The 23924-nt window shown below is 30.4% G+C and carries 18 protein-coding genes; 12 read left to right on the top strand and 6 right to left on the bottom strand.

Features of this window, described 5'->3' with window-relative positions; all coding sequences use genetic code 11:
- The first annotated feature begins 8 nt into the window (after positions 1 to 8).
- Genes rplQ through ABIN73_03890 form a run of 4 tightly spaced genes read left to right on the top strand, consistent with a single transcriptional unit; the run spans position 9 to position 4137 of the window.
- On the top strand, positions 9 to 359 hold the full coding sequence (rplQ, locus tag ABIN73_03905; protein ID MEO0268868.1) for a 50S ribosomal protein L17: 351 nt from the start codon (positions 9 to 11) through the stop codon (positions 357 to 359).
- Positions 352 to 1683 carry a potassium transporter TrkG gene (locus ABIN73_03900; protein ID MEO0268867.1) on the top strand — a complete coding sequence of 444 codons (1332 nt, stop codon included), beginning with the start codon at positions 352 to 354 and terminating at the stop codon, positions 1681 to 1683. The genes rplQ and ABIN73_03900 overlap by 8 nt, the downstream gene beginning before the upstream one ends.
- Positions 1684 to 1717: 34 nt before the next feature.
- Entirely contained in the window at positions 1718 to 2827 is a 1110-nt protein-coding gene (locus ABIN73_03895) for an alanine dehydrogenase (GenBank protein ID MEO0268866.1), read from the top strand.
- Positions 2828 to 2841: 14 nt separating this feature from the next.
- On the top strand, positions 2842 to 4137 hold the full coding sequence (locus ABIN73_03890; protein ID MEO0268865.1) for an acetyl-CoA hydrolase/transferase C-terminal domain-containing protein: 1296 nt from the start codon (positions 2842 to 2844) through the stop codon (positions 4135 to 4137).
- Between the two features lie 62 nt (positions 4138 to 4199).
- Here ABIN73_03890 and ABIN73_03885 read toward each other — a convergent pair whose 3' ends face one another.
- Positions 4200 to 6029, bottom strand: coding sequence for a T9SS type A sorting domain-containing protein (locus tag ABIN73_03885; GenBank protein ID MEO0268864.1), 1830 nt, complete (start codon positions 6027 to 6029; stop codon positions 4200 to 4202).
- Between the two features lie 137 nt (positions 6030 to 6166).
- Positions 6167 to 7102, bottom strand: a complete 936-nt coding sequence (locus tag ABIN73_03880) for a pyridoxal-phosphate dependent enzyme (GenBank protein MEO0268863.1) — start codon at positions 7100 to 7102, stop codon at positions 6167 to 6169.
- 102 nt (positions 7103 to 7204) lie between these two features.
- On the opposite strand from ABIN73_03880, the gene ABIN73_03875 reads away from it, so the two are divergent.
- Complete coding sequence (locus ABIN73_03875) at positions 7205 to 8962, top strand: V-type ATP synthase subunit A (protein MEO0268862.1); 1758 nt, start codon at positions 7205 to 7207, stop codon at positions 8960 to 8962.
- A 24-nt stretch (positions 8963 to 8986) separates the two neighbouring features.
- On the opposite strand, the gene ABIN73_03870 is transcribed toward ABIN73_03875, so the two are convergent.
- Positions 8987 to 10216 carry a glucose-1-phosphate adenylyltransferase gene (locus tag ABIN73_03870; protein ID MEO0268861.1) on the bottom strand — a complete coding sequence of 410 codons (1230 nt, stop codon included), beginning with the start codon at positions 10214 to 10216 and terminating at the stop codon, positions 8987 to 8989.
- Complete coding sequence (locus ABIN73_03865) at positions 10203 to 11636, bottom strand: glycogen/starch synthase (GenBank protein ID MEO0268860.1); 1434 nt, start codon at positions 11634 to 11636, stop codon at positions 10203 to 10205. The genes ABIN73_03870 and ABIN73_03865 overlap by 14 nt, the downstream gene beginning before the upstream one ends.
- A gap of 93 nt (positions 11637 to 11729) precedes the next feature.
- Here ABIN73_03865 and ABIN73_03860 point away from each other — a divergent pair, with 93 nt between their 5' ends.
- Genes ABIN73_03860 through malQ form a run of 4 tightly spaced genes read left to right on the top strand, consistent with a single transcriptional unit; the run spans position 11730 to position 18198 of the window.
- Positions 11730 to 13784, top strand: a complete 2055-nt coding sequence (locus ABIN73_03860) for a glycoside hydrolase family 57 protein (protein ID MEO0268859.1) — start codon at positions 11730 to 11732, stop codon at positions 13782 to 13784.
- A 15-nt stretch (positions 13785 to 13799) separates the two neighbouring features.
- Positions 13800 to 14828, top strand: a complete 1029-nt coding sequence (galT, locus tag ABIN73_03855) for a galactose-1-phosphate uridylyltransferase (protein MEO0268858.1) — start codon at positions 13800 to 13802, stop codon at positions 14826 to 14828.
- A 3-nt stretch (positions 14829 to 14831) separates the two neighbouring features.
- Positions 14832 to 16712, top strand: coding sequence for a 1,4-alpha-glucan branching protein GlgB (glgB, locus tag ABIN73_03850; protein MEO0268857.1), 1881 nt, complete (start codon positions 14832 to 14834; stop codon positions 16710 to 16712).
- Entirely contained in the window at positions 16705 to 18198 is a 1494-nt protein-coding gene (gene malQ, locus ABIN73_03845; protein ID MEO0268856.1) for a 4-alpha-glucanotransferase, read from the top strand. Before glgB ends, malQ begins: the two co-directional genes overlap by 8 nt.
- A gap of 347 nt (positions 18199 to 18545) precedes the next feature.
- Here malQ and ABIN73_03840 read toward each other — a convergent pair whose 3' ends face one another.
- The gene (locus ABIN73_03840) at positions 18546 to 18689 is read right to left on the bottom strand and encodes a hypothetical protein (GenBank protein MEO0268855.1); all 144 of its coding nucleotides are present in this window, start codon (positions 18687 to 18689) and stop codon (positions 18546 to 18548) included.
- A gap of 44 nt (positions 18690 to 18733) precedes the next feature.
- Here ABIN73_03840 and ABIN73_03835 point away from each other — a divergent pair, with 44 nt between their 5' ends.
- Complete coding sequence (locus ABIN73_03835; protein ID MEO0268854.1) at positions 18734 to 19189, top strand: hypothetical protein; 456 nt, start codon at positions 18734 to 18736, stop codon at positions 19187 to 19189.
- A gap of 23 nt (positions 19190 to 19212) precedes the next feature.
- Here the strand turns inward: ABIN73_03835 and ABIN73_03830 are convergent, their stop codons facing one another.
- Positions 19213 to 20805 (bottom strand): hypothetical protein, encoded by a 1593-nt coding sequence (locus ABIN73_03830; protein MEO0268853.1) that lies wholly within the window; start codon positions 20803 to 20805, stop codon positions 19213 to 19215.
- A 111-nt stretch (positions 20806 to 20916) separates the two neighbouring features.
- Between ABIN73_03830 and ABIN73_03825 the strand changes: the two genes are divergently transcribed.
- Complete coding sequence (locus ABIN73_03825) at positions 20917 to 22476, top strand: NADH-quinone oxidoreductase subunit M (protein ID MEO0268852.1); 1560 nt, start codon at positions 20917 to 20919, stop codon at positions 22474 to 22476.
- A 1-nt stretch (position 22477) separates the two neighbouring features.
- The gene (locus ABIN73_03820; GenBank protein ID MEO0268851.1) at positions 22478 to 23896 is read left to right on the top strand and encodes an NADH-quinone oxidoreductase subunit N; all 1419 of its coding nucleotides are present in this window, start codon (positions 22478 to 22480) and stop codon (positions 23894 to 23896) included.
- The last annotated feature ends 28 nt before the right edge of the window (positions 23897 to 23924 follow it).

Raw genomic sequence — 23924 nt, 5'->3', positions numbered from 1 at the left:
AGGGAAATATGAGACATCTAAAAAAAGGGAGGAAGTTACAGAGAACTCATTCCCATAGAAAGGCACTTATAAGAAATCAGGCAATAAGTATGGTATTAAAAGGAAGGATTAAAAGCACTGTTCCTAAGCTGAAGGAAACAAGAAAATTTGTAGAAAAGCTTCTTAATATTGCGAAAAATGATACTCAGGCTACAAGGAGGCTTATATTTTCCTACTTAAATCACAAGGAAGCCTCAAGTAAAATTTTTGAAATAGCAAAGAATTTTAAGGATAGAAAGGGAGGCTTTACAAGAATTATAAAACTGGGATTTAGAAAGGGAGACAGTGCGGAAGAAGGTCTTTTAGAATTTGTTGAATAAATTTTTTAAATTTAAACCCCATTTTTTAATATTAGCAGGGTATTTATTAATAAGTTTATTTTTTTCCTTTGTTTTGCTTTTACCTTTTACCCATAAAGGCAATCTTGATTTTATTGATGCCCTTTTCACATCTACCTCTGCCCTTTGTGTAACAGGTCATATTGTTAAGGATACAGAAAAATTTTGGACTATATGGGGAAAATTTATTATTCTATTTCTCATACAGATAGGTGGGCTTGGTTATATGACGCTTCTTTCTTATTTTTTCCTTGTTTTAAAAGGTGGTGTTCCGATCTCTTTGAGGGTGATAACAAAGGAAACCCAGACTTTTTTGAGAGGCATTCCTGTGAGAGAACTAATATTAAAAGTTTTAATTTATACCCTTATAATTGAAATATCGGGTTCCTTTTTCCTTTTTTTATTTACAGATGGTAAAGATAGATTATTTCACAGTGTATTTCATAGTATTTCCGCTTTCTGTAATGCAGGTTTTTCCTCTTATTCAGAAAATTTAATGAAATACCAGAATTCTCCATTTTATCTGTTAACTATCTCTTTTCTTTTTATAATAGGTGGTATCGGTTTTTTTGTACTTGATGATATTTATAATTTCCTTAGAAAAAGAAAATCCGTATCCTATCACTCGAAAGTTGTTATTAAAACCACATTATTCCTTATTTTATTTTTTAGTATAATTTTTTTAATAATTGAGTGGAATAACTCTTTAAAGAATTTTAATGTTTTATTAAAAATTATAAATTCAATTTTTCATGTAACAACTCCAAGGACAGCAGGATTTAGTGCTTTGAATATTGCAAATTTTTCAATATCAACAATTTTAATTATAATTTTTTTAATGATAGTAGGTGGTTCCCCTGGTGGAACTGCAGGAGGAGTGAAAACTACCAATTTTGCAATTTTGGCGGCTTTTTTAAGGAGTATATTTAGAGGAGAAGAAGAAGTTTATTTATCAAAAAGGAGAATTGAAAATAATTTACTTATTGAGTCCTTAATGATATTTTCCCTTTATATTTTTATTGCAGGCCTTTGTCTTTTTCTAATTTTAATTGTAGAAGGAAATAGATTTGACTTTACAGGAATACTTTTTGAAGTTATTTCTGCTCTTTCAACTGTTGGTCTATCTTTGGGTTCCAAAATTTATCCGAATCTAAGCTTATCTACTGATTTTTCTCCTGTTTCAAAATTAGTAATAATTTTTCTTATGATTATTGGAAGAATAGGTGTATTCACTGTTTGGAGTATTCTTATTACAAGAAAAAAAACTTTGAAGAGTTATCCAAAAGGTGAACTTTTAATTGTTTGAGGGTTCAACCCCCTCTTTTTAAAGGAGGGTGTTTATGGATAGAATAATAATAGGTATTCCCTTATCGGAAAGAGAGGGTAATATTTATGAAAAAAGAGTGCCTCTTTCTCCTTCAGCCTGTAAAGAGTTAATTGATCTTGGAGCTGAAATTTACTTAGAGAGCAAAGCAGGAGAAGGTGCTGGTTTTACTGATGAAGAGTATAAGGAAAAAGGCGCCCAAATAGTATATTCAAAGGAAGAAGTTTTTTTAAGGTCTGATATTATCTTAGGAATAAACCAGCCTTTCGAAAGTGAACTTTCACTTTTGAAAGAAAACCATGTCATTTTTGGATTTTTGCATCTTGCTGTGAAACCAAAAAATATATATGATGCCTTTGTTGAAAAGAAGATTACATCTATTGGTTACGAAATAATTCAGGAAGAGGATGGAACTTTACCAATTTTAAGGGTTTCGAGTGAAATAGCCGGTAAACTCGCTCCCCAGATTGCAGGTAGATTGCTTGAAACAGAAAGGGGTGGGCTTGGAATTCTTTTAGGTGGTATTCCAGGGATACCTCCTGCTGATGTTGTTATAATAGGTTCCGGAACACTTGGAACTTATGCTGCAAGGTCTTTTCTTGGATTGGGAGCTTCGGTTTATATGCTTGATATTTCAAAAAATAAACTTGAAAAAGTTGATGAAATTTTCGGTGGAAGAGTAGTTACTGCTATTGCAACTTACGAAAATATTTCTAAATTTGTTAAATTTGCTGACGTTCTTATCTTAGCAATTCTTGTTCCAGGAGAGAAAACCCCGAAGATTGTTACAAGGGATATGGTTAAATCTATGAGAAGCGGTTCTGTTATAATTGATTTTTCTATAGACCAGGGAGGTGCATGTGAGACATCAAGACTTACACCAACAGAAAGTTTTGTTTACAAAGAATTCGGTGTGATTCATTTTTGTGTTCCTAATGTTCCTTCTTTTGTAGCAAGAACTGCTTCACATGCTCTTTCCAATGCTTTAATTCCATATTTAAAAGAAATTGTTAAAAATGGAATTGATTATATAAAAGAAAATAAAGCTCTATGGAATGGTTGTTATACTTTTAAGGGAAAATTTACAAGGAAACATCCGTGGAGTGAAGGTTATCCTGTTTTATAAAGGAGGGGATTTTTATGAGTTTTCTTAAAATGTATCATGAAAGGAAAAAAAGTCCAGAAGAAATTATATCACTTATAAAATCCGGAGACTCAGTATTTGTCTCCGGAAATGCAGCTACTCCCAGTTTTTTGCTTGATTTTCTTGCAAGAAGAAAAGATCTTGAAAATGTAAAAGTTTATCATGTATTACAGGCAGGTGAAGACCCTTTTAAAAAGCATGGAACTTATGAAAATTTTATACATAAATCTCTTTTTGTTGGGCCTGCTGATAGAGAATCTGTAAATGAAGGTAATGCTGAGTATATTCCCTGTCATTTGCATGAAATTCCTGTTTTGATAAGAGAAGGTAAGATTAAAATTGATGTTGCTATAATTCATACTTCTCCACCTGATGAGCACGGATTTTTGAGCCTCGGTGTTGAAGTTATTGCAACAAAGGCTGCTATACAGAGTGCTAAAAAGGTTTTAGCTCAGGTAAATAGGAGAATGCCCAGAACACTTGGAGATTGTTTTGTTCATATATCGAAGATAACAGCTCTTTGTGAAATTGATGAACCTTTATATACTCTTCCTAAAATAGAACCTACAGAAACAGAGGAAAAAATTGCAAGATATATTGTAGATTTAATTGATGATGGTGCCACTTTACAGGTTGGAATAGGTGGTATACCGAATGCAGTTTTGAAATTTATAAAAGGTAAAAAAGATCTTGGCATTCACACCGAGATGATTTCTGATGGAATAATGGAGAGGATTCTTGATGGAACCATTACAGGTGCGAGAAAGACTTTACATCCAGGGAAAGTTATCGGAACTTTTATATTTGGTTCTGAAGATCTTTATAACTTTTGCCATAATAATCCTATTTTTGAACTCCATCCCTGTGATTATGTTAATCATCCTTTTATTATTGCAAGAAATGATAATATGGTTGCTATCAATTCAGCAATTGAGATTGATTTGACGGGCCAGGTTTGTTCAGATTCCATTGGAACATACATTTATTCAGGTTTTGGTGGACAGGTGGATTTTATAAGGGGAGCAGGATGGAGTAAAAATGGAAAACCCATTATAGCAATTCCTTCAACAGCAAAAGGTGGAAAAGTATCAAAAATTGTATCCAAATTGAAGGAAGGTGCAGGAGTTGTAACAACAAGGGCTGATGTAAGGTATGTGGTAACAGAATACGGTATTGCTGAATTATGGGGAAAGTCTTTAAAAGAAAGGGCAAAGGCTTTAATAGAAATTGCTCACCCTGATTTTAGGGAACAGCTGGAAAGGGAAGCCTTTGAAAGAAAACTTTTAAAATAAAAGAGGGGAGATAGTTTTTAAACCACCTCCCCCCTATATTTTTTCAGAGTAAATCTAAAAAATTATTTAACAATGATTAAGGGTATAGAAACTTTTGTATTCTCAGTTTCAAGTTTTAGAAAGTATTTGCCATTTTTCAATGTGTTTCTTATGTTATAAGTGTAATTACCTTTATTAAGTTTTGAGTTAAGAATATTTTTTACAATTCTTCCATCAGGGGAATAGATATTCAGTTTAACATTTGAAGGGGATGGTATGTAGAAGAAAATTTTTAAATTATTTTTCCCAATACTCGGTATAAGTGTGGTTTCATTTTCTTCATTTATGATTTTTTCAGAAATTTTAACTCTTGTTTGAGCATCAAACCATATACTGTAAGTAAAACCTTCAAAACTTGTCCATACCACAACAGGCTCATTTGTGGAAGGGTTATAACTTACATAGGACCCAAAGTCATCACTTAAGTTGTCAGTACTATCATCGTTTATTATATTAAGATATGAACCAGTCCAGGATGAGGGGTCATTTATATTACCTATTTTAAGTCTTACTTCTTCATATGGGCCTGAAGGGATATTCTTTCTGAAAACAGCATAAAAGGCAGTGCTTGAATTATCAACATAAACATCAGGACTAAAATTAAGATCAGGCATTACCCATCCCTGAAAATTCCATGTATTCCCTCCATTTTTTGAATAGTAGTTGTAAAGATTTAGGTCTTGAAAATGAAGTATGCCTGTATCTGTTCTTGTAACTAAAATTACCCAGTTTGAATCAATATAGGATGCAGCTAAATCACACTCAAAATCATCGTAATGGTCATTGAAAGGAGTTATCCATAATGGATTAAATGGGTTGCTTGGGGTCCAGGAAGACCCATAGTCATCACTATAAACACCCCCGATAGTCTCATCATAAATATTGGGATACCCGTATGGATGTAAGGGTCCAATAATCCATAGTCTATGAGGGTCACCAAAAGAAATTTTAGAGTGATAATAATATATATTATCCCCGGAGGTTTTCATTACCTTAACAGGACCTAATTCCCAGTTTGAGACATTAAGTTCATTTGATCTTGCAAACATCACACTTGTTGAATCCGTTCCTACATAATAATATTCAACCCAGGTTGCATAGTTATATTCATATAAACCGTAATGAGGTGCATCTGTTTTGAAATCAAGATTCCAATATTGGACATTGTCATTAAATCCTCCTGTGGGAGAACCAAAGGATATAGGATTGAAAGAATTTCCTGGTAAAGCAGTGATAAACCATGTTCTATAGAGAGTATCGTTTTGGATTAAAATGTACCATAAAACAAGGGTATCATTAACTGCTAAGATGCCGGGTGAAGTGATGCTATACCCTGTTGAAAAAGTATTATCCCAATAAATATTCCATGTTTCTCCATTATCAGTGGATCTGTGAACTATAACACGGTAATTTGTCCCATCAAAAAATTTCGAAATTGTATAGAGTTCACCTGTTGAAAGGGAGGTTATTTTAACATCGTTTACTCCATTTCTTGGATCAATTCTCACATCATTTCCCCATCTCAGAATATTCTGGTTAAAGTTTGAATTTTCTTCCTTTAAATTTTTACCTGGTTCAGGGTTATCCCCACAGGTTATCGGGGAGTAGTTTTCCTTTCTATTCATCTTCCACCATTCATGTATATATTTCGATAACTCACCAGCGAGTTCTTTATTTCCAGATTCTCTTGCATTTATGAGTTCCCTCTCAGCACTTTCAGGGTTGAAGTTCTGTGGGAGTTTGATATTTTCTTTTTTTACAGGATTTTGTATTACAACTTCCCCTGTGATTTCTTTCTCCGTGAATCCCAGGAGAAATACTGCGAATAAGATCATTGGAATTAATTTATACATACTAAACTCCTTTATTTTATAGGGACTCGGACCCTCATCTCTAAGTACCCCCCCAACTAATTAGGAGCTTATAGAGATGGTTATTTTTAATTATATATTGATTTTTTAAAAATTACAAGTGATTTAAATCACATTTTTTAAAAATATTCTTTAAAGGCGAATATGCTAAAAATTCCTCCTGTGTGTAAAAAAAGTGGTTTATTATAATTTTTCCTTTCATTTAAAAATCCATAGAAGGCCTTTCCTGTATATACAGGGTCAAGAATTATTCCTTTTTTAGCCATTTTTTTAATTATTTCTATTTCTTCTTTATAGGGTATTCCATAACCTTCTCCTATGTAATTTTCATAAAAAACGAATTCTTCTTTGCTAAAATTAATATTCAATTTATATTTTTCTATGGCTCCTTTCAGTATTTTTTCAATTTTTTCTTCAAAATATTTTTTGTTTCTTGTAACAAGAACACCGCAAATTTTAGTATCAAGATTAAATATTTTTTTACCGAGAAATAAACCTGCGTATGTTCCACCTGAACCAACAGCACAGAAAATTGAATCAATTTTATTTTTCAATATAAATTCTTTCATTTCAGAGAATGCATCAACATATCCCCATAATCCGAGTTCATCGGAGCCACCCTCAGGGATTAAAAGCACTTTATTTTTCTTTTTCATTTCAGAATTTTTATATTCCTCCATTATTTTATCAATCTCCTCATATTCTCTTTCTTTTACAAAATGTATTTCAGCTCCAAAAAGGTGGTTTAAAAATAAATTTCCTTCATATGTTTTCGATTTTTCTCCCCTTAAAAATAAAACAGGTTCAAAATTTAATTTTCTCGCAAGATAAGCAGCTACTCTTGCATGATTTGATTGAATTGCTCCACATGTAACTATTTTTTTAACTTTTTCTTTTTTTGCCTTGTAAAAGAAGTACTCTAATTTTCTTATTTTATTTCCAGAACCTACAAGTTCTGTAAAGTCATCCCTTTTAATAAGAATTTCTTCTCCATCAAGGATAATTTTTTCAACTTTTGTTGGAAAAAAACCGAGTTTCAGTTTTTTAGGTTTCATATTTTAAAATAAGAAATTTTTAAACTTGTTTTCAAAATTGAACTTTAAAATACAAAAAGATTATAATAAATTTTATTTAATAAAAATAAAGGAGGAAAACTTATGGAAAAACCTGTAATTACAAGGATTTCGGGTGCTCTTGTAGTTGCTAAAAATATGCGTGGTGCAAGAATGAATGAAATTGTTAGAGTGGGAAACGAAGGTCTTGTAGGAGAAATTATAAGACTTAAAGAAGACCTTGCCTTTATTCAGGTTTATGAAGATACTTCAGGACTTTTTGTAGGTGAACCTGTTGAAAGAACTGGAGAATCCTTATCTGTAGAACTTGGTCCAGGTCTTTTAACCACAGCTTTTGATGGTGTTCAAAGACCTTTGCAGGTTCTAAGAGATAAGGTTGGAGATTTTATTAAAAGAGGTGTTGTGGCAAATGCTCTTGATAGGAATAAAAAATGGGATTTTGAGCCTTTATTGAAAAAGGGAGATGAAGTTTGGCCAGGAAGAATAATAGGAGAGGTACAGGAGACGCAGAGTATAAGACATAGAATTTTAGTTCCACCCAATGTCAAACCTTCAAGAATTAAGGAAATTAAAAGTGGTTCTTTTACAGTTGAAGATGTTGTATGTATTCTTGAAGATGGAACTGAATTAAAACTATATCACAGGTGGCCAGTCAGGGTTCCAAGACCTTTTAGAAAAAGAATGGGACCTGAGAAACCTTTAATAACAGGACAGAGGGTTCTTGACTTTTTCTTTCCTATTGCTCTTGGTGGGAATGCTGCAATACCTGGTGGTTTTGGAACTGGAAAAACTGTTACAGAGCAGACACTTGCAAAATGTTCTCTTGTTGAAGTTGTTATATATATTGGTTGTGGAGAAAGAGGTAATGAGATGACTGAAGTTCTTATTGAATTCCCTGAACTTGATGATCCCTTCCATAAGGGTGCTCCACTTATGGATAGAACTATTTTAGTTGTAAACACATCAAATATGCCAGTTGCAGCAAGAGAGGCATCAATTTATGTTGGAATAACCCTCGCTGAGTATTATAGAGACATGGGTTATAATGTTTTATTGCTTGCAGACTCAACTTCAAGATGGGCTGAGGCTTTAAGGGAAATATCTTCAAGACTTGAAGAAATGCCTGGAGAAGAAGGTTATCCCCCCTATCTTGCTGCAAAACTTGCTGCTTTTTATGAAAGAACAGGTAGGGTTATTCCTCTTGCAGGTGATGAATATGAAGGTTCTGTTACTGCTGTTGGTGCTGTATCCCCTCCTGGTGGAGATTTTTCTGAACCTGTTACCCAGAGCACATTGAGAGTTGTAGGTGCTTTGTGGGCACTTGATACTGCACTTGCATATAGAAGACATTATCCAGCTATAAACTGGTTAAGGTCATATACCCTTTATTTTGAACTAATGGAAAAATGGTTCAGGGAAAACGTTGCTCCTGATTTTCCTGAATTAAGAAGATGGGCAGGAGAAGTTTTACAGAAGAATGCTGAACTTGAAGAAATTGTCCAGCTTGTTGGTCCTGATGCTCTTGAAGATCATGAAAGGTTATTACTTGAAACTGGAAGAATAATAAGGGATGGATTCTTACAGCAGAGTGCCTTTGATGAAGTGGATTATACCTGTCCCCTTGAAAAACAGTATGGTATGATGAAAGTTATTCAGAAGTTCTATTTAACAGGTGAAAAGGCTTTGAAAGAAGAAATAGAAATTGAGAAAATTTTGAATCCTGAACTTATTGATAGGATTATAAGATTAAAGGAAAAACCATTGGAGGAATTTAAAACAGAAAAAGAGCTGGTTGAGAAAGAAATTGAAAATCTTCTGTTAAAAGAAAAAGTAGCCCTTTAGTTATCTTTATAAAGAACCCATTATTTAAGAAATTTTACTTGTTCTCATAGATGGTGGAGGGGATGGAATTATTAGAATGTTATCCCTTATTTCATAGTTTTCTTTTTTATCTTCCCAAACATTAGTTTCTTTTTCAATTTCCACAAATTTATCAATTATGCATTTTTTAACAATACTTTTTTTTCTTATTTTTACTCCATAATGAATTATTGAATCTTCAATAATAGCATTTTCTTCTATAATACAATTTCTACCAATTACTGAATTTATAACTTTTGCACCTTTAAATATTCTTGTTCCTTCTGCAATTATTGAATTATAAACTTCTGCATTTTTTTCTATAAAACAAGGTGGATCTTTAAAGCTTACAGTTCCTATTGTCCAGTGTGGATTCCATAAATTTAAAGGAGGAGGAATTTTTAATAAATCCATGTTTGCTTCATAATATTCCTTTATTGTTCCTACATCACGCCAGTAGTTAAATTCTTCACCTCTTATTTTGTTTTGTGAGAAATCATATATAAATACCCTTGAATTTTTGTAAACTTTAGGCAAAATATCTTTACCAAAATCATGAGAACTTTTTTCATCCCTTGAATCTTCAATTAAAATTTCTTCAAGAAATTCCCTTCTAAAAATATAATTACCCATAGATATAAATAATTTTTTATCTTTTAATTCAGGGGGTAAAGTTTTCGGCTTTTCCCAGAATCCACAAACTCTGTTTTCATTATCAGAGCATATTATTCCATAATGAGATATATCTTGAGTTGTGACAGGAATACCACATACTGTAAAATCTGCATCCTTTTCAAGGTGAAACCTTAACATTTGAGAAACATCCATTTTATAAACATGATCTGCTGCAAAAACAAGAACTATATCAGGGTCAAAGTTTGAAAGTAAATGAAAATTTTGATAAACAGCATCTGCTGTTCCTTTATACCACTCTTCACCCATCCACATTTGTGCAGGAGCAATTGTTATAAAGAAATTCCTTCTTCTTAAGGCACTTCCAAGCTGCCAACCCTGTTCAATATGTTCTGTTAAACTCTGTGCTTTATACTGTGTTAAAACATATATAGAAAGGAAACCTGAATTTGTTAAATTGGAGAGCACAAAATCAATAATCCTATATTTTCCACCAAAAGGAACTGCTGGCTTTGTTCTGAATTTTGTTAAAGGGTAAAGTCTTTCACCCTTTCCTCCTGCTAAAATAAGTGTGATTATTTTTAAATGATTAAACTCCCTCATATTTTATTCTTTCATATAATTTTATATACTCCTTCGCTGAATTTTCCCAGGAAAAGTCCTTTCTCATGCATTCCTCTATTAATTTATTCCATTTTTCTTTATCTTTAAAAACCGAAATAATTTTATCAAGTTTTTCAATAAATTTTTCCTTTTTATATTCATCAAATAAAAAACCATATCCTCCTTCTTCATAATCTTTGATTGAATCTTTTAGCCCCCCTGTTTTAAAACCAAAAGGAATTGTTCCAAATCTCATTGATATCATTTGTGTAAGACCACAGGGTTCAAATATAGATGGAATTAAGAAAAGATCTGAGCCTGCATAAATTTTTTTGGCAAGGATTAAATCAAATTTTGGTAAAAATCTGAACTTTTCTTTATACTTAACTTCAAATTCCTTTACTTTATCCTCATATCTCTTTTCTCCTGTTGCAAGTAAAATAAATTGGAGTTCTCTTTTAAAAAATTCATTGAAAGATTCAATAAGTAAATCTATTCCCTTTTGATATGTTAATCTTGATACCATTCCTATTAAAATTGAGTTATCATCTTTTAAATTAAATTCTTCCCTTAACTTTTTCTTATTTATTTCCTTTCCTTCCTTAAAATCTTTGATACTATAATTTTTATAAATATCCTTATCTTTTTCTGGGTTCCATTCCTCGTAATCTATACCGTTTAATATTCCATAAATTTTATTTTTCTTACTTTTTAAAATTTCATCAAGTCCGCATCCAAACTGAGGAGTTAATATTTCCTCAGAATAGCTTTTGCTTACTGTGTTTATATAATCAGAAAATAAAATTCCTGCTTTTAAGAAATTGATATTTCCGTTACTTTCTATTTCTTTTATTTCTTCATCAAATCCAATTTCCTTCAAAACTTTTTTCTCATAAATCCCCTGATAGGAAAGGTTATGAATTGTAAGCAAAATTTTTATTTCTTTAAAAAATTCATCTCTATTAAATTTTCTTTTTATATATAGAGGTATAAAAGAAGTGTGCCAGTCATTTATATGAATTATATCGGGTTTAAAGTTAATTTTTTTTAAAAATAAAAGGGATGCATAAGAAAATAGAGCGAATCTCTTATACTGTTTTTCATCTTCACCTGATGAGGGCACATAAATATAATCTCTTCCAAAATATTCCTCATATTTTAAAAGGTAAAAGGAAACATTTTTATAGGAAATATGAATCCATTCTGTTATTAAATTTTTATTATCAAATTCTACCTTCAGTTCTACTTTTTCCTTGATTTTAAAGTTTTTTTCTTTAATAAATTTTGAGTAATAAGGCGATAAAACTATTATGTTAATTCCTTTATTTTTTATAAAAATAGGAAGTGAACCTGCCACATCTGCAAGTCCACCAACTTTTGAAAAGGGATAAACTTCTGCAGAGAAATAGGCAATTTTCATTTTATAAAAATTTTTAATATTATATTTAACATTTTTCATTTTTTCAAACTTTTATTTGTTTTTGCTTTTTTTCTAATTTTATAATTACCATCCATGAAAGATATAAACCTTTCTATTCTCTGGCACCTTCATCAACCTTCATATTTTCTTCTTGAACCTGAAAGGGAATATTTTTTCTTTCCATGGGTATTTATTCATGCAATAAGGGAGTATTATGATATGGGGAGAATTTTAGTTGATACACCTCAAAATGTGAAGGTTACTTTTAACATAACCCCCACTCTCTGGTATCAGATAAAAAAATATTTAGAAAAAGATGTTTCCTGTTTATGGCTTAATATTTTTAAAAAGGACCCTTCTCAAATGGAAAATGATGAAAAAATTTTTGTTTTGAGGAATTTTTTTTCTCTAAATTACGAGAAACAGATTAAACCTTATGAGAGATTTAATTACCTTTTTATAAAAAGGGGGAACATTCTAGGACTTGAGAAAAAAATAAAATTTTTTTCAAATAATGAATTAAGGGATATAATGTTTTATTTTATATATTCAAGTATTTCTGAAATTAAAAAAGAGGAAAATAAAATTTTAAAGGAACTCGGAGAAAAAAAAGAAAATTATTCTGAAGAGGACAAAAAAGAAATTTTAAAAATATGCTTTGAAATAATTGAAGAACTTGTTAAAATTTATAAAGAACTTATTGAAAATAAAAAAGTTTTATTAACAACATCCCCCTTTTCACATCCAATTCTTCCCCTTATAATAGAAAGTAAGTCCTTTGAAATATCATCACCTCATATTAAAGAAAGAATGGTTGAATTTTCCCATACAGAGGATGCAGAAATGCATATAGATCTTGCTTTATCTTACATGAGAAAAGAATTCAATACAGAAATTAAAGGTATATGGCCTTCTGAAGGTAGTGTATCAGACAAAACCCTTGATTTATTTATTAGAAAAAAAATTCAATTTACAATGACTGATGAGGGTATTCTTGAAAGGAGTATAAATATACCTTTAAGAGAAAAGCCTTGGGAAATAAGAGATGAACTCTATAAACCTTACATTTACAGGGGGAAAGAAGGTGAAATTCTTTTATTTTTTAGAGATAGAGTTTTATCTGACAAGATAGGTTTTGTTTATAAAAATCTTAAGTCAGAGGAAGCAGTTTCAGATTTTGTTAATTACCTTGAAAATTTAAGAAGAAAAGGGAAGAATTTATGGGTAACAGTAATTCTTGACGGAGAAAATCCTTGGATTCATTATGAGAAAGGGGGGATTTTGTTTTTAAGAAAGTTTTATGAAACACTCTCCCAAAAAGATTTTATTGTTTTTTCAACTTTCGAGCAAGGTTTTGATTTTAAGGATAAGGGAGTTTTAGAGAGAATTCATCCAGGTTCATGGATAAGAAGTGATTTTACCACATGGATGGGGGATGATGAGAAAAATGAAGGTTGGACTATCTTAAAAAAAGTAAGAGAGGATATTGGAAGAGATTTTCTAAAAAATGAAAAATCTATGTATTCAATGCTTTTTGCAGAGGGTAGTGACTTTTTCTGGTGGCTTGGTTATGATAATCCTACATTTTATGCTCCAGAGTTTGATATTTTATTTAGAGAACATTTAAAAAATGTTTACAAAAATTTAGGTAAAAAATACCCTGATTTTCTTAATAATCCAATTAAAAAGGAAATTCATAAAAATTTCTTGAAGAATATTTCAGGATTTATATATCCTGTTATTGACGGTAAAATAACAAATTTTTATGAATGGGCAAATGCAGGTACTATTGACCTGGATATAGAACATAAATGTATTTTAAAGTTTCTTTACTTTGGATGGGATGAAGAGAAAAATTTCTGTTTAAGAATTGATGCAAAAAAGAATTTTAATGAAATTTTTGAGGAAGGTTATAAAATTTTGATTGCTATAAAGTCAGATAACTTTGAAAAAATTTTTAAATTTGAAAAAGATAATTTACCTTATGACCTTGAATTTAAGGCAGATAAAATTTTTGAATTAAGAATAAAAAATCTTTATAATAATATATATCTCTTTTTGGCTATTGAAAATAAAAATGTATGCAGACATCCTATATACGGTTACTATCTGATTGAAAAAAAAGAAGAAGATTATAATTTTGTTTAAAAAGGAGAAAATAATATGCCTGAATTAAGATATGACCCTATAAGATGGAGGTGGACCATAATTTCTCCTGAAAGAGGTTTAAGACCAAAAGATTTTCAAAGAGAAAAAGAAGAGATACCCCCAAAGGATACATGTCCTTTCTGTGAAGGAAATGAGGATAAAACCCCGAAGGAGGTTTTTTCTATAAGAAAAGAGGGAACACAAAGAGATAAACCAGGTTGGAAAGTGAGGGTTGTTCCTAATAAATTTCCAGCTTTAAGAATTGAGGGAGAACTAATGAGAAAGGGAGTTGGGCTTTTTGATCATGTTTCAGGAATAGGTGCCCATGAGGTAATCATTGAAACACCTAACCATGAAACTCAACTTCAAGATATGAATCATGATGATATAAAAAATGTGCTTATAGCCTTTAAAGAAAGATATATAGATTTAACAAAAGATATAAGATTCAGATACATTTTAATTTTTAAAAATTACGGAAAGGATGCTGGTGCTTCTTTATATCATTCTCATTCTCAACTTATTGCGACTCCTATAATTCCTCTTGCAGTGGTTGCAGAACTTGAGGCAGCAAAGGAACATTATAAAAGAAAGGAAAGATGTATATTCTGTGATTTAATTGACCAGGAAGTTTCTTTAGGTGAAAGAATTGTATACAAAACTGAAAAATTTTTAGTCTGGTGCCCTTATGCTTCTTCTTTTCCTTTTGAAACATGGATTTTCCCTTTAAAACACAGTCATGATTTTACTTTGATGGATAATGAAGAAATAAAAGATTTATCAATTGTTTTAAAAGATGTTCTTTTGAGAATTAAACTTCTTTTAAATGACCCCCCCTATAATTTTGTAATTCACACATCCCCTGTTATAAGACCAAGACCTGGAAGACCTTATTATTGGGAGACAATACATCTTGATTACCATTTTCATATTGAGATAATACCAAGAATAACTTATATTGCAGGTTTTGAGTGGGGTTCAGGTTTTTATATAAATCCAATATCTCCTGAGGAGGCGGCAAGGTATTTAAGGGAAGTAAAATAATCAATGTTTTCTCTTTTCACTGATTATGATATTTATTTATTTAAAAAAGGCTCACATTATAAACTTTATGAAAAACTTGGCTCACATGTTATAAAGGTAAATGGGAAATATATAACCTATTTTGCAGTATGGGCTCCTAATGCTGAAAAAGTTTATGTAGTAGGTGAATTCAATAATTGGGAACCAGAAAGAAATCCACTTTTTGTTAGATGGGATGGTTCTGGAATATGGGAGGGAATAGTTGAAAAAGATTTGAATGGATCCCTTTATAAATATTTTATTGTATCAAAGTTTAATAATTATTCAGCTTACAAACAGGACCCTTTTGCTTTTTGTTTTGAGGAACCACCGCGAACAGCTTCCATTGTATGGAGACTGGATTATAAATGGAATGATGAGGAATGGTTAAAGGAGAGAAAAAAAATAAATCATCATGAAGCCCCTATTTCGATATATGAGGTTCATCTTGGCTCATGGAAAAAAAAGAACGGTAAATTTTTTAATTACAGGGAAATAGCCCCTTTACTCTGTGAATATGTGAAAGAACTTGGATTTACCCATATTGAATTTTTACCTTTAATGGAACATCCTTTTTATGGATCATGGGGATATTTAGTAACAGGATATTTTGCTCCCACTTCAAGGTACGGAAAACCAGAAGATTTGATGTTTTTGATAGATTATTTACATAAGAATAAAATTGCAGTTTTTCTTGATTTTGTTCCCTCACATTTTTCAAAAGATGATTTTGCATTGTCTTTTTATGACGGAACTAATCTCTATGAGCATATGGATAGAAGAAAAGGATGGCATCCTGACTGGGATAGTTTGATTTTTAATTATGGAAGAAATGAAGTTAAGTCTTTTTTAATTTCAAGTGCCTGTTTCTGGCTTGATAAATACCATGCAGATGGTTTAAGGGTGGATGCAGTAGCTTCAATGCTTTATCTTGATTATTCAAGAAAAGAAGGTGAATGGATTCCAAATATTTATGGAGGTAGAGAAAATCTTGAAGCCATTGATTTTTTAAAAGAAATGAATTCTTACCTTTATAGAGAATTTGAGGGGATCCACACAGTCGCTGAAGAATCAACTTCCTGGCCTAAAGTTTCAAGAAGGGTTGACGAAGGAGGACTTGGTTTTGGAATGAAATGGAACATGGGATGGATGCATGATACTCTTTTTTATTTTTCAAAGGATCCAATTTATAGAAAATATCATCACGATAAAATAACTTTCAGTATATGGTATGCTTTTTCTGAAAATTTTATATTGCCTTTATCCCATGATGAAGTTGTCCATGGAAAGGGTTCACTTTTGAATAAGATGCCAGGTGATACTTGGCAAAAGTTTGCCAATTTAAGACTTTTGTATGGTTATATGTATGCTCATCCTGGAAAAAAACTTCTTTTTATGGGAAATGAAATCGGTGAGGATAGAGAATGGAATCATGATTCTGAAATTAATTTTTCTTTACTTAATAATCATTATAACAACTCTCTTTTTAATTTTGTTAAGAAGTTAAATGAAATTTATAAGAAAGAAAAATGTTTTCATGAAACTGATTTTTATTCAGAAGGTTTTGAATGGATTGATTTTAACGATAGAGAACAAAGCGTTATAAGTTTTATAAGAAAGGATAAAAAGGGTGATTTTATTCTTGTTGTATGTAATTTTACCCCTGTTGTTAGATATAATTACAGAATCGGAGTTCCTAAAAAGGGAAAATATTTTGAGATTCTAAACAGTGATGATACAAATTTTGGAGGAAGTGGTGTTAAAAATGGTGAAATTTATTCACAAGATATTCCCTTTCACGGAAGAAATTATTCAATAGAATTAACTTTACCTCCACTTGCTGTTTTATACTTAAAAAATGAATGAGAGGGGATGTGGTGTTTTACTTCCTATATTTTCATTACCTTCACCTTTTGGTATAGGAGATTTTGGTGGTTTTGCTTATAAATTTGTTGATATTTTAGCTGAAAATAAAATTAAATTCTGGCAGATTTTGCCTTTAAATCCAGTTGATAAATCTGGTCTTTTTTCTCCTTACATGAGTTATTCAGCCTTTGCTTACAATTTTTTATTTATTTCACCTTATTTTTTAATCAAGGAAGATTTATTAAGTAAAGACATACTGAAAAAAGTTCCTGACTTTAAGGAAAATGAAGTAGAATACGAAAGGATTTATGATTTTAAAAGAGTTATTTTAGATATTGCCTATTATAATTTCAAGAAAAAAAATGAAGAGGATAAATTTTTGAAATTTTGTAGAGAAAATGATTACTGGTTAAATTCTTATTCTTTATTTACTGTTTTAAAAAATGAATTTAAAACTATATGGAATGAGTGGGAAAGTAAAATAAGGGATAGGTCTCCTGAGGTGATTGGAAAACTGGAGAGGAAATATGAAAGGGAAATAGAAAAAGTAAAATTTGTTCAGTATATTTTTTATAAACAGTTTATAACTCTTAAAAGATATGCAAATAAAAGGGGAGTAAAAATAATAGGTGATATACCTATTTATGTCTCCTATGATAGTGCTGATGTCTGGGAGAATCCTCAAATTTTTAAACTTGATGAAAATAAAAAACCTCTTTATGTTTCAGGAGTTCCGCCTGATTATTTTTCTGAAAAAGGTCAATTATGGGGGAATCCAGTTTATGATTGGGATAAATTAAGGGAGAGAAATTTTGATTTCTGGGTTAAAAGGATTTTTCATAATTTAAAATTTTATGATTATATAAGAATAGACCACTTTAGAGGTTTTGTTGGTTATTATCAGATTCCTTATGGAAGTGAGGATGCAAGGATTGGTGAGTGGGTAAAGGCTCCTGCAAGAGAATTTTTTGATTTTATTTTTAAAAAATTTGGTAAGTTTAATTTAATTGCAGAAGATCTTGGTTTTATAACTGATGATGTTGTTGAGATTATGAAAATTTATGATATTCCTGGAATGAGGGTTTTTCAATTTGGTTTTGGAGATTTAAATTTAAATAATCCCCATTTACCCCATAATTATCCTGAAAAATCCTTTGGATACACCTCAACTCATGATACAAATACCTTAAAAGGTTGGTTTGAGAAGGAAATAAAAGATAATATAAAAAAATTTATTTTAGATTATCTTAATATTTCCTCAGAAGATGATATCTGGAACGGGATAATGAAAAAGATGCTTTTTTCAAGAGCAAGTGTTATAATAATTCCTGTTTATGATATTTTATTTCTTGGTGAAGAGGCAAGAATTAATAAACCGGGGACAAAAATTGGTAACTGGAAATGGAGAATGAGTTTAAAACTTTTTGAGGAATTGAAAGAAAAAATTAAAATTTTAAAAAAATTGATTGAAGCTTCAAATAGATAAAATTTATAATTCAAATTATGTCAAAAAATTTTATAGCAATCTCCCTTAATTTTTCTTCTCTATAATTATTTTTTACACTTTTTTTCATATTTTAATCTTAACGAATTTTTGCGCACCCTAAAGGGTGCGGCTACCATAAAATTATAGAATATGGGAATAAATGTTAAAGATTTTCAAAAAATGGTAGGAGCAGGCTTTAGCCTTCAGAATAAATCTCAAGATTTTATAATAAAATTAGGGTTATAAATGTTAAAAAAATTCAAAAAAATGTAGGCGCAGGCTTTAGCCTGCGAAATACAACCAGAGAATTAATTTAACGCACCCTGAAGGGTGCGGCTACCCTAAAATTATATAATATGGGAATAAATGTTAAAGATTTTCAAAAAAATGGTAGGTGCAGGCTTTAGCCTGCGAATTTTTACTATCTCATCGTGTTTTTTCTCTATTTCTTCCAAATTATAACATGTCAATTTAAATTCTTTCGGTATCATAAAATAATTTTAAATTATTTATCCTTATTCAATATAATTTAAAAATGGATAAGTGCATTCAATGTGAGAAAGGTGACATAATAAAAGAAAATACTAATTGTCCTTTCTGTGGAAAACCTGGTAAAAAGGTGAATCTAAAAACTTTAAAGTCCCTTTTGAAAGTCTCTTTGAGAAGAATATTTCCTTCAGAATCTTATTTTTTCTGTGAAACTGAAAATTGTCCTATCGTTTATTATAATTCTTCTGATGATGTATTTAAAACCGAAGATGTAAAAGTCCCTGTTTATCAAAAAGAGCCAGAAAACCCTTTTGTTCCTGTTTGTTACTGTTTTAATCATACTCTCGGTGAAATTCTTTCTATGGTAAAGGAAAAGAGAGAAAAAGAAATTATTGAGGATATAAATACAGGAATAAAGCTAAAACAGTGTGCTTGCGATTTAAGAAACCCGCAAGGTTCCTGTTGTCTCGGAAATATATATAAAATAATAAAAAAAGTTTAAAGAATTCATAGAGTATCCTTTTTCTATAAAGCCTCTATTATTACAAGTTTTGATATTTCTCTTTTGAAATAAGTGGGTTTAAATATTTTATAAAAGTTAAGTTTTAAATAGTATTTTAAATAAGGAAAGAGTATAAAGAATTTTTTATCAAAATTAAAAAAGGGAGTATCAGGGTTTTCCTTTATCACGATATATTTCTTATTTTGAAAGGAACCTGGATCCCAGTTTGAGAAATTATACTGTTTGTAAGGTTTATAAAAGTTAAAATCTGAATTTAAATCTATATTCTCAGGAATAAATAATTTGTTGTCAATACCAAAAGCAATTTTTGACATCCCGTTTAATTCGTAAGATCTGAACCATCTGTTAAAGGCTAATTTGTCCTTTAGTTCTGTTTTAACAACAAAAGTGTAATTATTTTTTATTGATTCGTTTTTTTTCATATTTTCTATAATACTTAGCTGGTAAAAAAAGTCAATATGGTATTTGAAATTTGCTATTAAATTTTCAATTAAGAAAGATGATAAAAAGAAATATAAAATAAAATTATTAAATTTCAATTTTAGGAATTTAGTTAAAAGAATTTTTGAGCCGAAATAAACTATAAAACTGAATCCAAGCGGAAGTAATAGCTGATGTCTTGAATCCCAGTCCCATAGAGAGGGAATTTTCTGGACTAATATATAAGGTAAAACACTAATTAAAAAAATTATGATGCCCATCAAAAATTTTAAATTTAATAACTTATCTTCATTATTTTCTGATTTTTCAAATTGTTCATCAAATAAAAAATAAAAAATTAAAATCAGGAAAATAGTAATATACCATAGGGAAAAAGAGTGACTAAAAGATAAGTCAAGAGGTTCAATTAAATTTGTAAAAAGAGAAATAAGAATATAAAAGGGAGTTCTTAAATTAATATTTATTGCATTATAACCTTCATATAAACCACTCGGTTTGAAATAAGTTAATCTAAGAAACCAATATATTAATGGTAAAATTAAAAAATCAATATTATTTTTTAAGAATTTCAAGAAGTTAAAAGTGAAGGAAGTTTTAGAGTTATAATTTAAATAGAATAAATAAGCTATTGGAAGAAGATAAAAAACAAGCAATGAGTTAGTTGTAAATGATATGAAAAAGAGTATTAGTATTATAATTCGTTTTAGAAAGGAGGGACTCTCGATATAAATGCTTAAAAGGAAAAAGGCAAAATAAAAGATTGGTAAATTAAAGACATATGTAAAATGCATCAGGGAAATTTTTGCAAAACAAAGGGGTGAAAGCATAAATAAAAGTGTTATTGAGAGTTTTTCATTTTCAGAAAGAAAGTTTAATTTTTTTAGAATTTCATATAAAAAAATTGTATTAAAGAAATATAAAAGGAAAACTAAAATCCGATAAATAAAAATTCCGGCTTTTAAAAGTATAAAATGTAAATAAGAAAAATATAGTGATAGGTAACCGGAATGATCTTTAAACATTTCATAAATTGTTTTAAAGTTCTGGTTGTATAATGCGTAATCATCCCAGTAAACACCATCATAGTTCAACAGGAATAAGAAATTTGTTAGAAAGTGGATAATAAATAATTTAAAGTATAGTTTTCTGTTCATTTTTAATTTTATTAAACTCTCAATTTTTCATACAAATTTTTTTTGATTTTAAAAAAAAATTATTTTATAATTAAAGGGGTTCAAATCCAACATTTAAATTTATAAAAAATAATGAAATTCCCATTTTTATCAATAATTGTTTTTTCACCATTTGTAGGAGCATTTTTAATGCTATTTATGAGGAGGAAACCCCTCCTCGTAAGAATTACAGCAAGTATTTTTTCAGGAATCTCCCTATTTTTCTCTATACTTTTGTTTTTTTTATATGATTTTAAAAAAGGGGGATTCCAGTTTATTGAACACATTCCTCTTGTTAAAACCCTTGGAATTTCTTATTATCTTGGTGCAGATGGAATTTCTCTTTCTCTATTACTTTTAACAGGCTTAATAATATTCACTGGAACTTTTGCTTCCTGGACAATCCCTTTTAGATCCCAGGAATTTTACATTCTCCTTTTTGTTCTTGTAACAGGAGTTTTTGGAGTATTTGCATCCCTTGATTTCTTTATATTCTTTCTTTTTTATGAAATTGCAGTTCTTCCAATGTATCTTTTAATAGGAATATGGGGATCAGGTGCAGATTTAAAACCAAAAATTCCACCCAATAACTTAATCCAGTATATAATGAGACCTATTGATACGGCGATGAGAAATGTTACACTTGGAACAAAGGAATATGCAGCAGCAAAGCTTACCCTATACTTGCTTCTTGGTTCTGCTTTTATTTTGGTTGGAATGCTTGTGCTTTATTTTCAGGGTGGAAATACATTTTCTTATACAGAATTAAGCACAAAATATTATCCTTTAGAATTACAGAGAATTCTATTTTTAACTTTTTATGTTGGTTTTGGTGTTCTTGCTGGTGTTTTTCCACTTCATACCTGGTCTCCTGATGGACATGCTGCTGCCCCAACTGCTGTTTCAATGCTTCATGCAGGAGTTTTGATGAAATTGGGAGCTTATGGTGCAATGAGATGGGGATGGGGACTTTTCCCTCAGGGTGCTTCTGATTTTTCCTTTCTTGTAGGATTAATTGCATGTATAAATATTGTTTACGGTGCTCTTTCAGCTATGAATCAATTTGATTTAAAATACATTGTAGCTTATTCCTCAGTTTCACATATGGGGTATGTTATGCTGGGTCTTGCAACTCTTCATGAATGGGGAGTAAATGGTGCTGTTTTTCAAATGTTTTCCCATGGTATAATGACAGGTCTTTTATTTGCTCTTGTTGGGCTTGTATATGAGAAATCTCATACAAGAGATATATTAAAAATGGGTGGATTTGGTAAAAAAATGCCGGGAATTGCAACTGCTTTTACAATTGCAGGATTAACATCTCTGGGTTTACCAGGACTTTCAGGATTTGTTGCCGAAGTTCTTGTTTTTATAGGAGCTGTAAAATCAGGACACTTTCCCTGGTTTTTGGCAGCAATAACAGGGACATTTATAACTGCTGTGTATGTTTTAAGATTTTTAAAAATTGTCTTTTATGGTCCCTTTGATGAAAAAGCATGGCATGATCTTTCTGATGCAAAGGGACCTGAGTGGGTAAGCCTCTATATACTTTCCTTTACACTTATAATTTTTGGAATGTTTCCTTTCCTCCTTGTTAAGTTTATTGATGCAAGTGTTATTGAATTTTTATCAAAATTTAACATAGGAGGGTAAAATGTTAAAAGTAGCTTTAATTGAATTTTATATTATTTTTCTGATGGTTTTAACTTTTGTTTTAGATTTTATTATTCCTGAAAAGGGAAAAGGTAAAATAATAGGTTACTTAAATTCTATTTTACTTCTTTTCGGACTCTTGCTGTTTATTTTCTTTAAAAATTTTGTTGGAAATTATTATGGAGATTTTTATTTTGATGAATTCTCCTATGCTTTTAAGCTTTTGTTCTTTTCTGCTGCATTTATTGGAATCCTCGGAAGCATTCATTATGTTGAAAATGAACTTCCAAAAAGGAAGGCTGAGTATTATTTACTTATTTTAACTTCAGTTCTTGGAATGAGTATCTTAGTTTCTTCCAAAAACTTTCTTTTATTTTTTGTTGCTTTTGAATTGATGAGTATTCCCCTTTATGTTTTATCTGCTATAAGGAAATATGATGAATTGGCACCAGAGGTTGGTCTTAAGTTTTTTCTTGTAGGTGCTTTTTCTGCTGCAATAATGTTTTTTGGGATCTCCTTTATCTATGGAGCTTCAGGTTTTCTTGAATTTATAAAAATTAAATCCTTTTTAAGCGATTTTACGCCACTTTTTGCTGCTGGAATAGTTTTCTTAATTGCAGGTTTGGGTTTTAAAATAGCAAGTTTCCCTTTCCACTCCTGGCTTCCAGATACATACCATGGAGCTCCTGAACCTTATGTTGCCTTTTTAGCAGTTGCCCCAAAAGCAGCTGGCTTTGCTGCTATTTTCAGAATTATTTTTGAAGTTTTACCTTCAGATAGAAGTGATATTTTACTTTTAATCATCCTTCTTTCCTTTTTCTCAATGTTTATTGGAAACCTTCTTGCTCTTCCACAAAAAAATCTTAAAAGGTTGCTTGCCTATTCAAGTATTGCCCATATAGGATATATACTTGTGGGAGTAGCCAGTGGAACAAAAGAAGGACTTGGTATGGTAATTTTTTATTTGTTTACCTATCTCTTTTCCAATATGGGAGCTTTTCTTTTTGTTGAAACTGTTAGAAATACAATTAATAAAACTGAAATTGAGAATCTTAAAGGTCTTTCCCAAAAAGCCCCTATACTATCCCTTTCAATGCTTATAATACTTCTATCTCTTGGTGGAATTCCACCAGTTGCAGGTTTCTGGGCAAAACTTTATGTGTTTCTTGCTGGTGTTCATGCTGGACTATGGTATCTTGCTTTATGGGGAGCAATACTCACAATTGTAGCTCTTTATTACTATCTTATGGTTGCAAAAAAACTTTATATTGAAGATTCGGATATAGAATTTAAAACGAATATGCCATTTAATCTTAAACTTTCAATGATAATATGTATTGCAGGTATTTTATTTTTTGGAGTTTTTCCGAAAATATTAGTTGATTTTTCAAACTGGGCTGTAACAAGTGTTGCTCCTTAATTTTTGCTTAAATTTTTAAAAATAAATT

It is taken from the genome of candidate division WOR-3 bacterium, assembly GCA_039804025.1.
Taxonomy (GTDB): domain Bacteria; phylum Hydrothermota; class Hydrothermia; order Hydrothermales; family JAJRUZ01; genus JBCNVI01.
The sequence above is the reverse complement of the archived record's forward strand: the minus strand, read 5'-3'. Positions and strand labels throughout refer to the sequence as shown.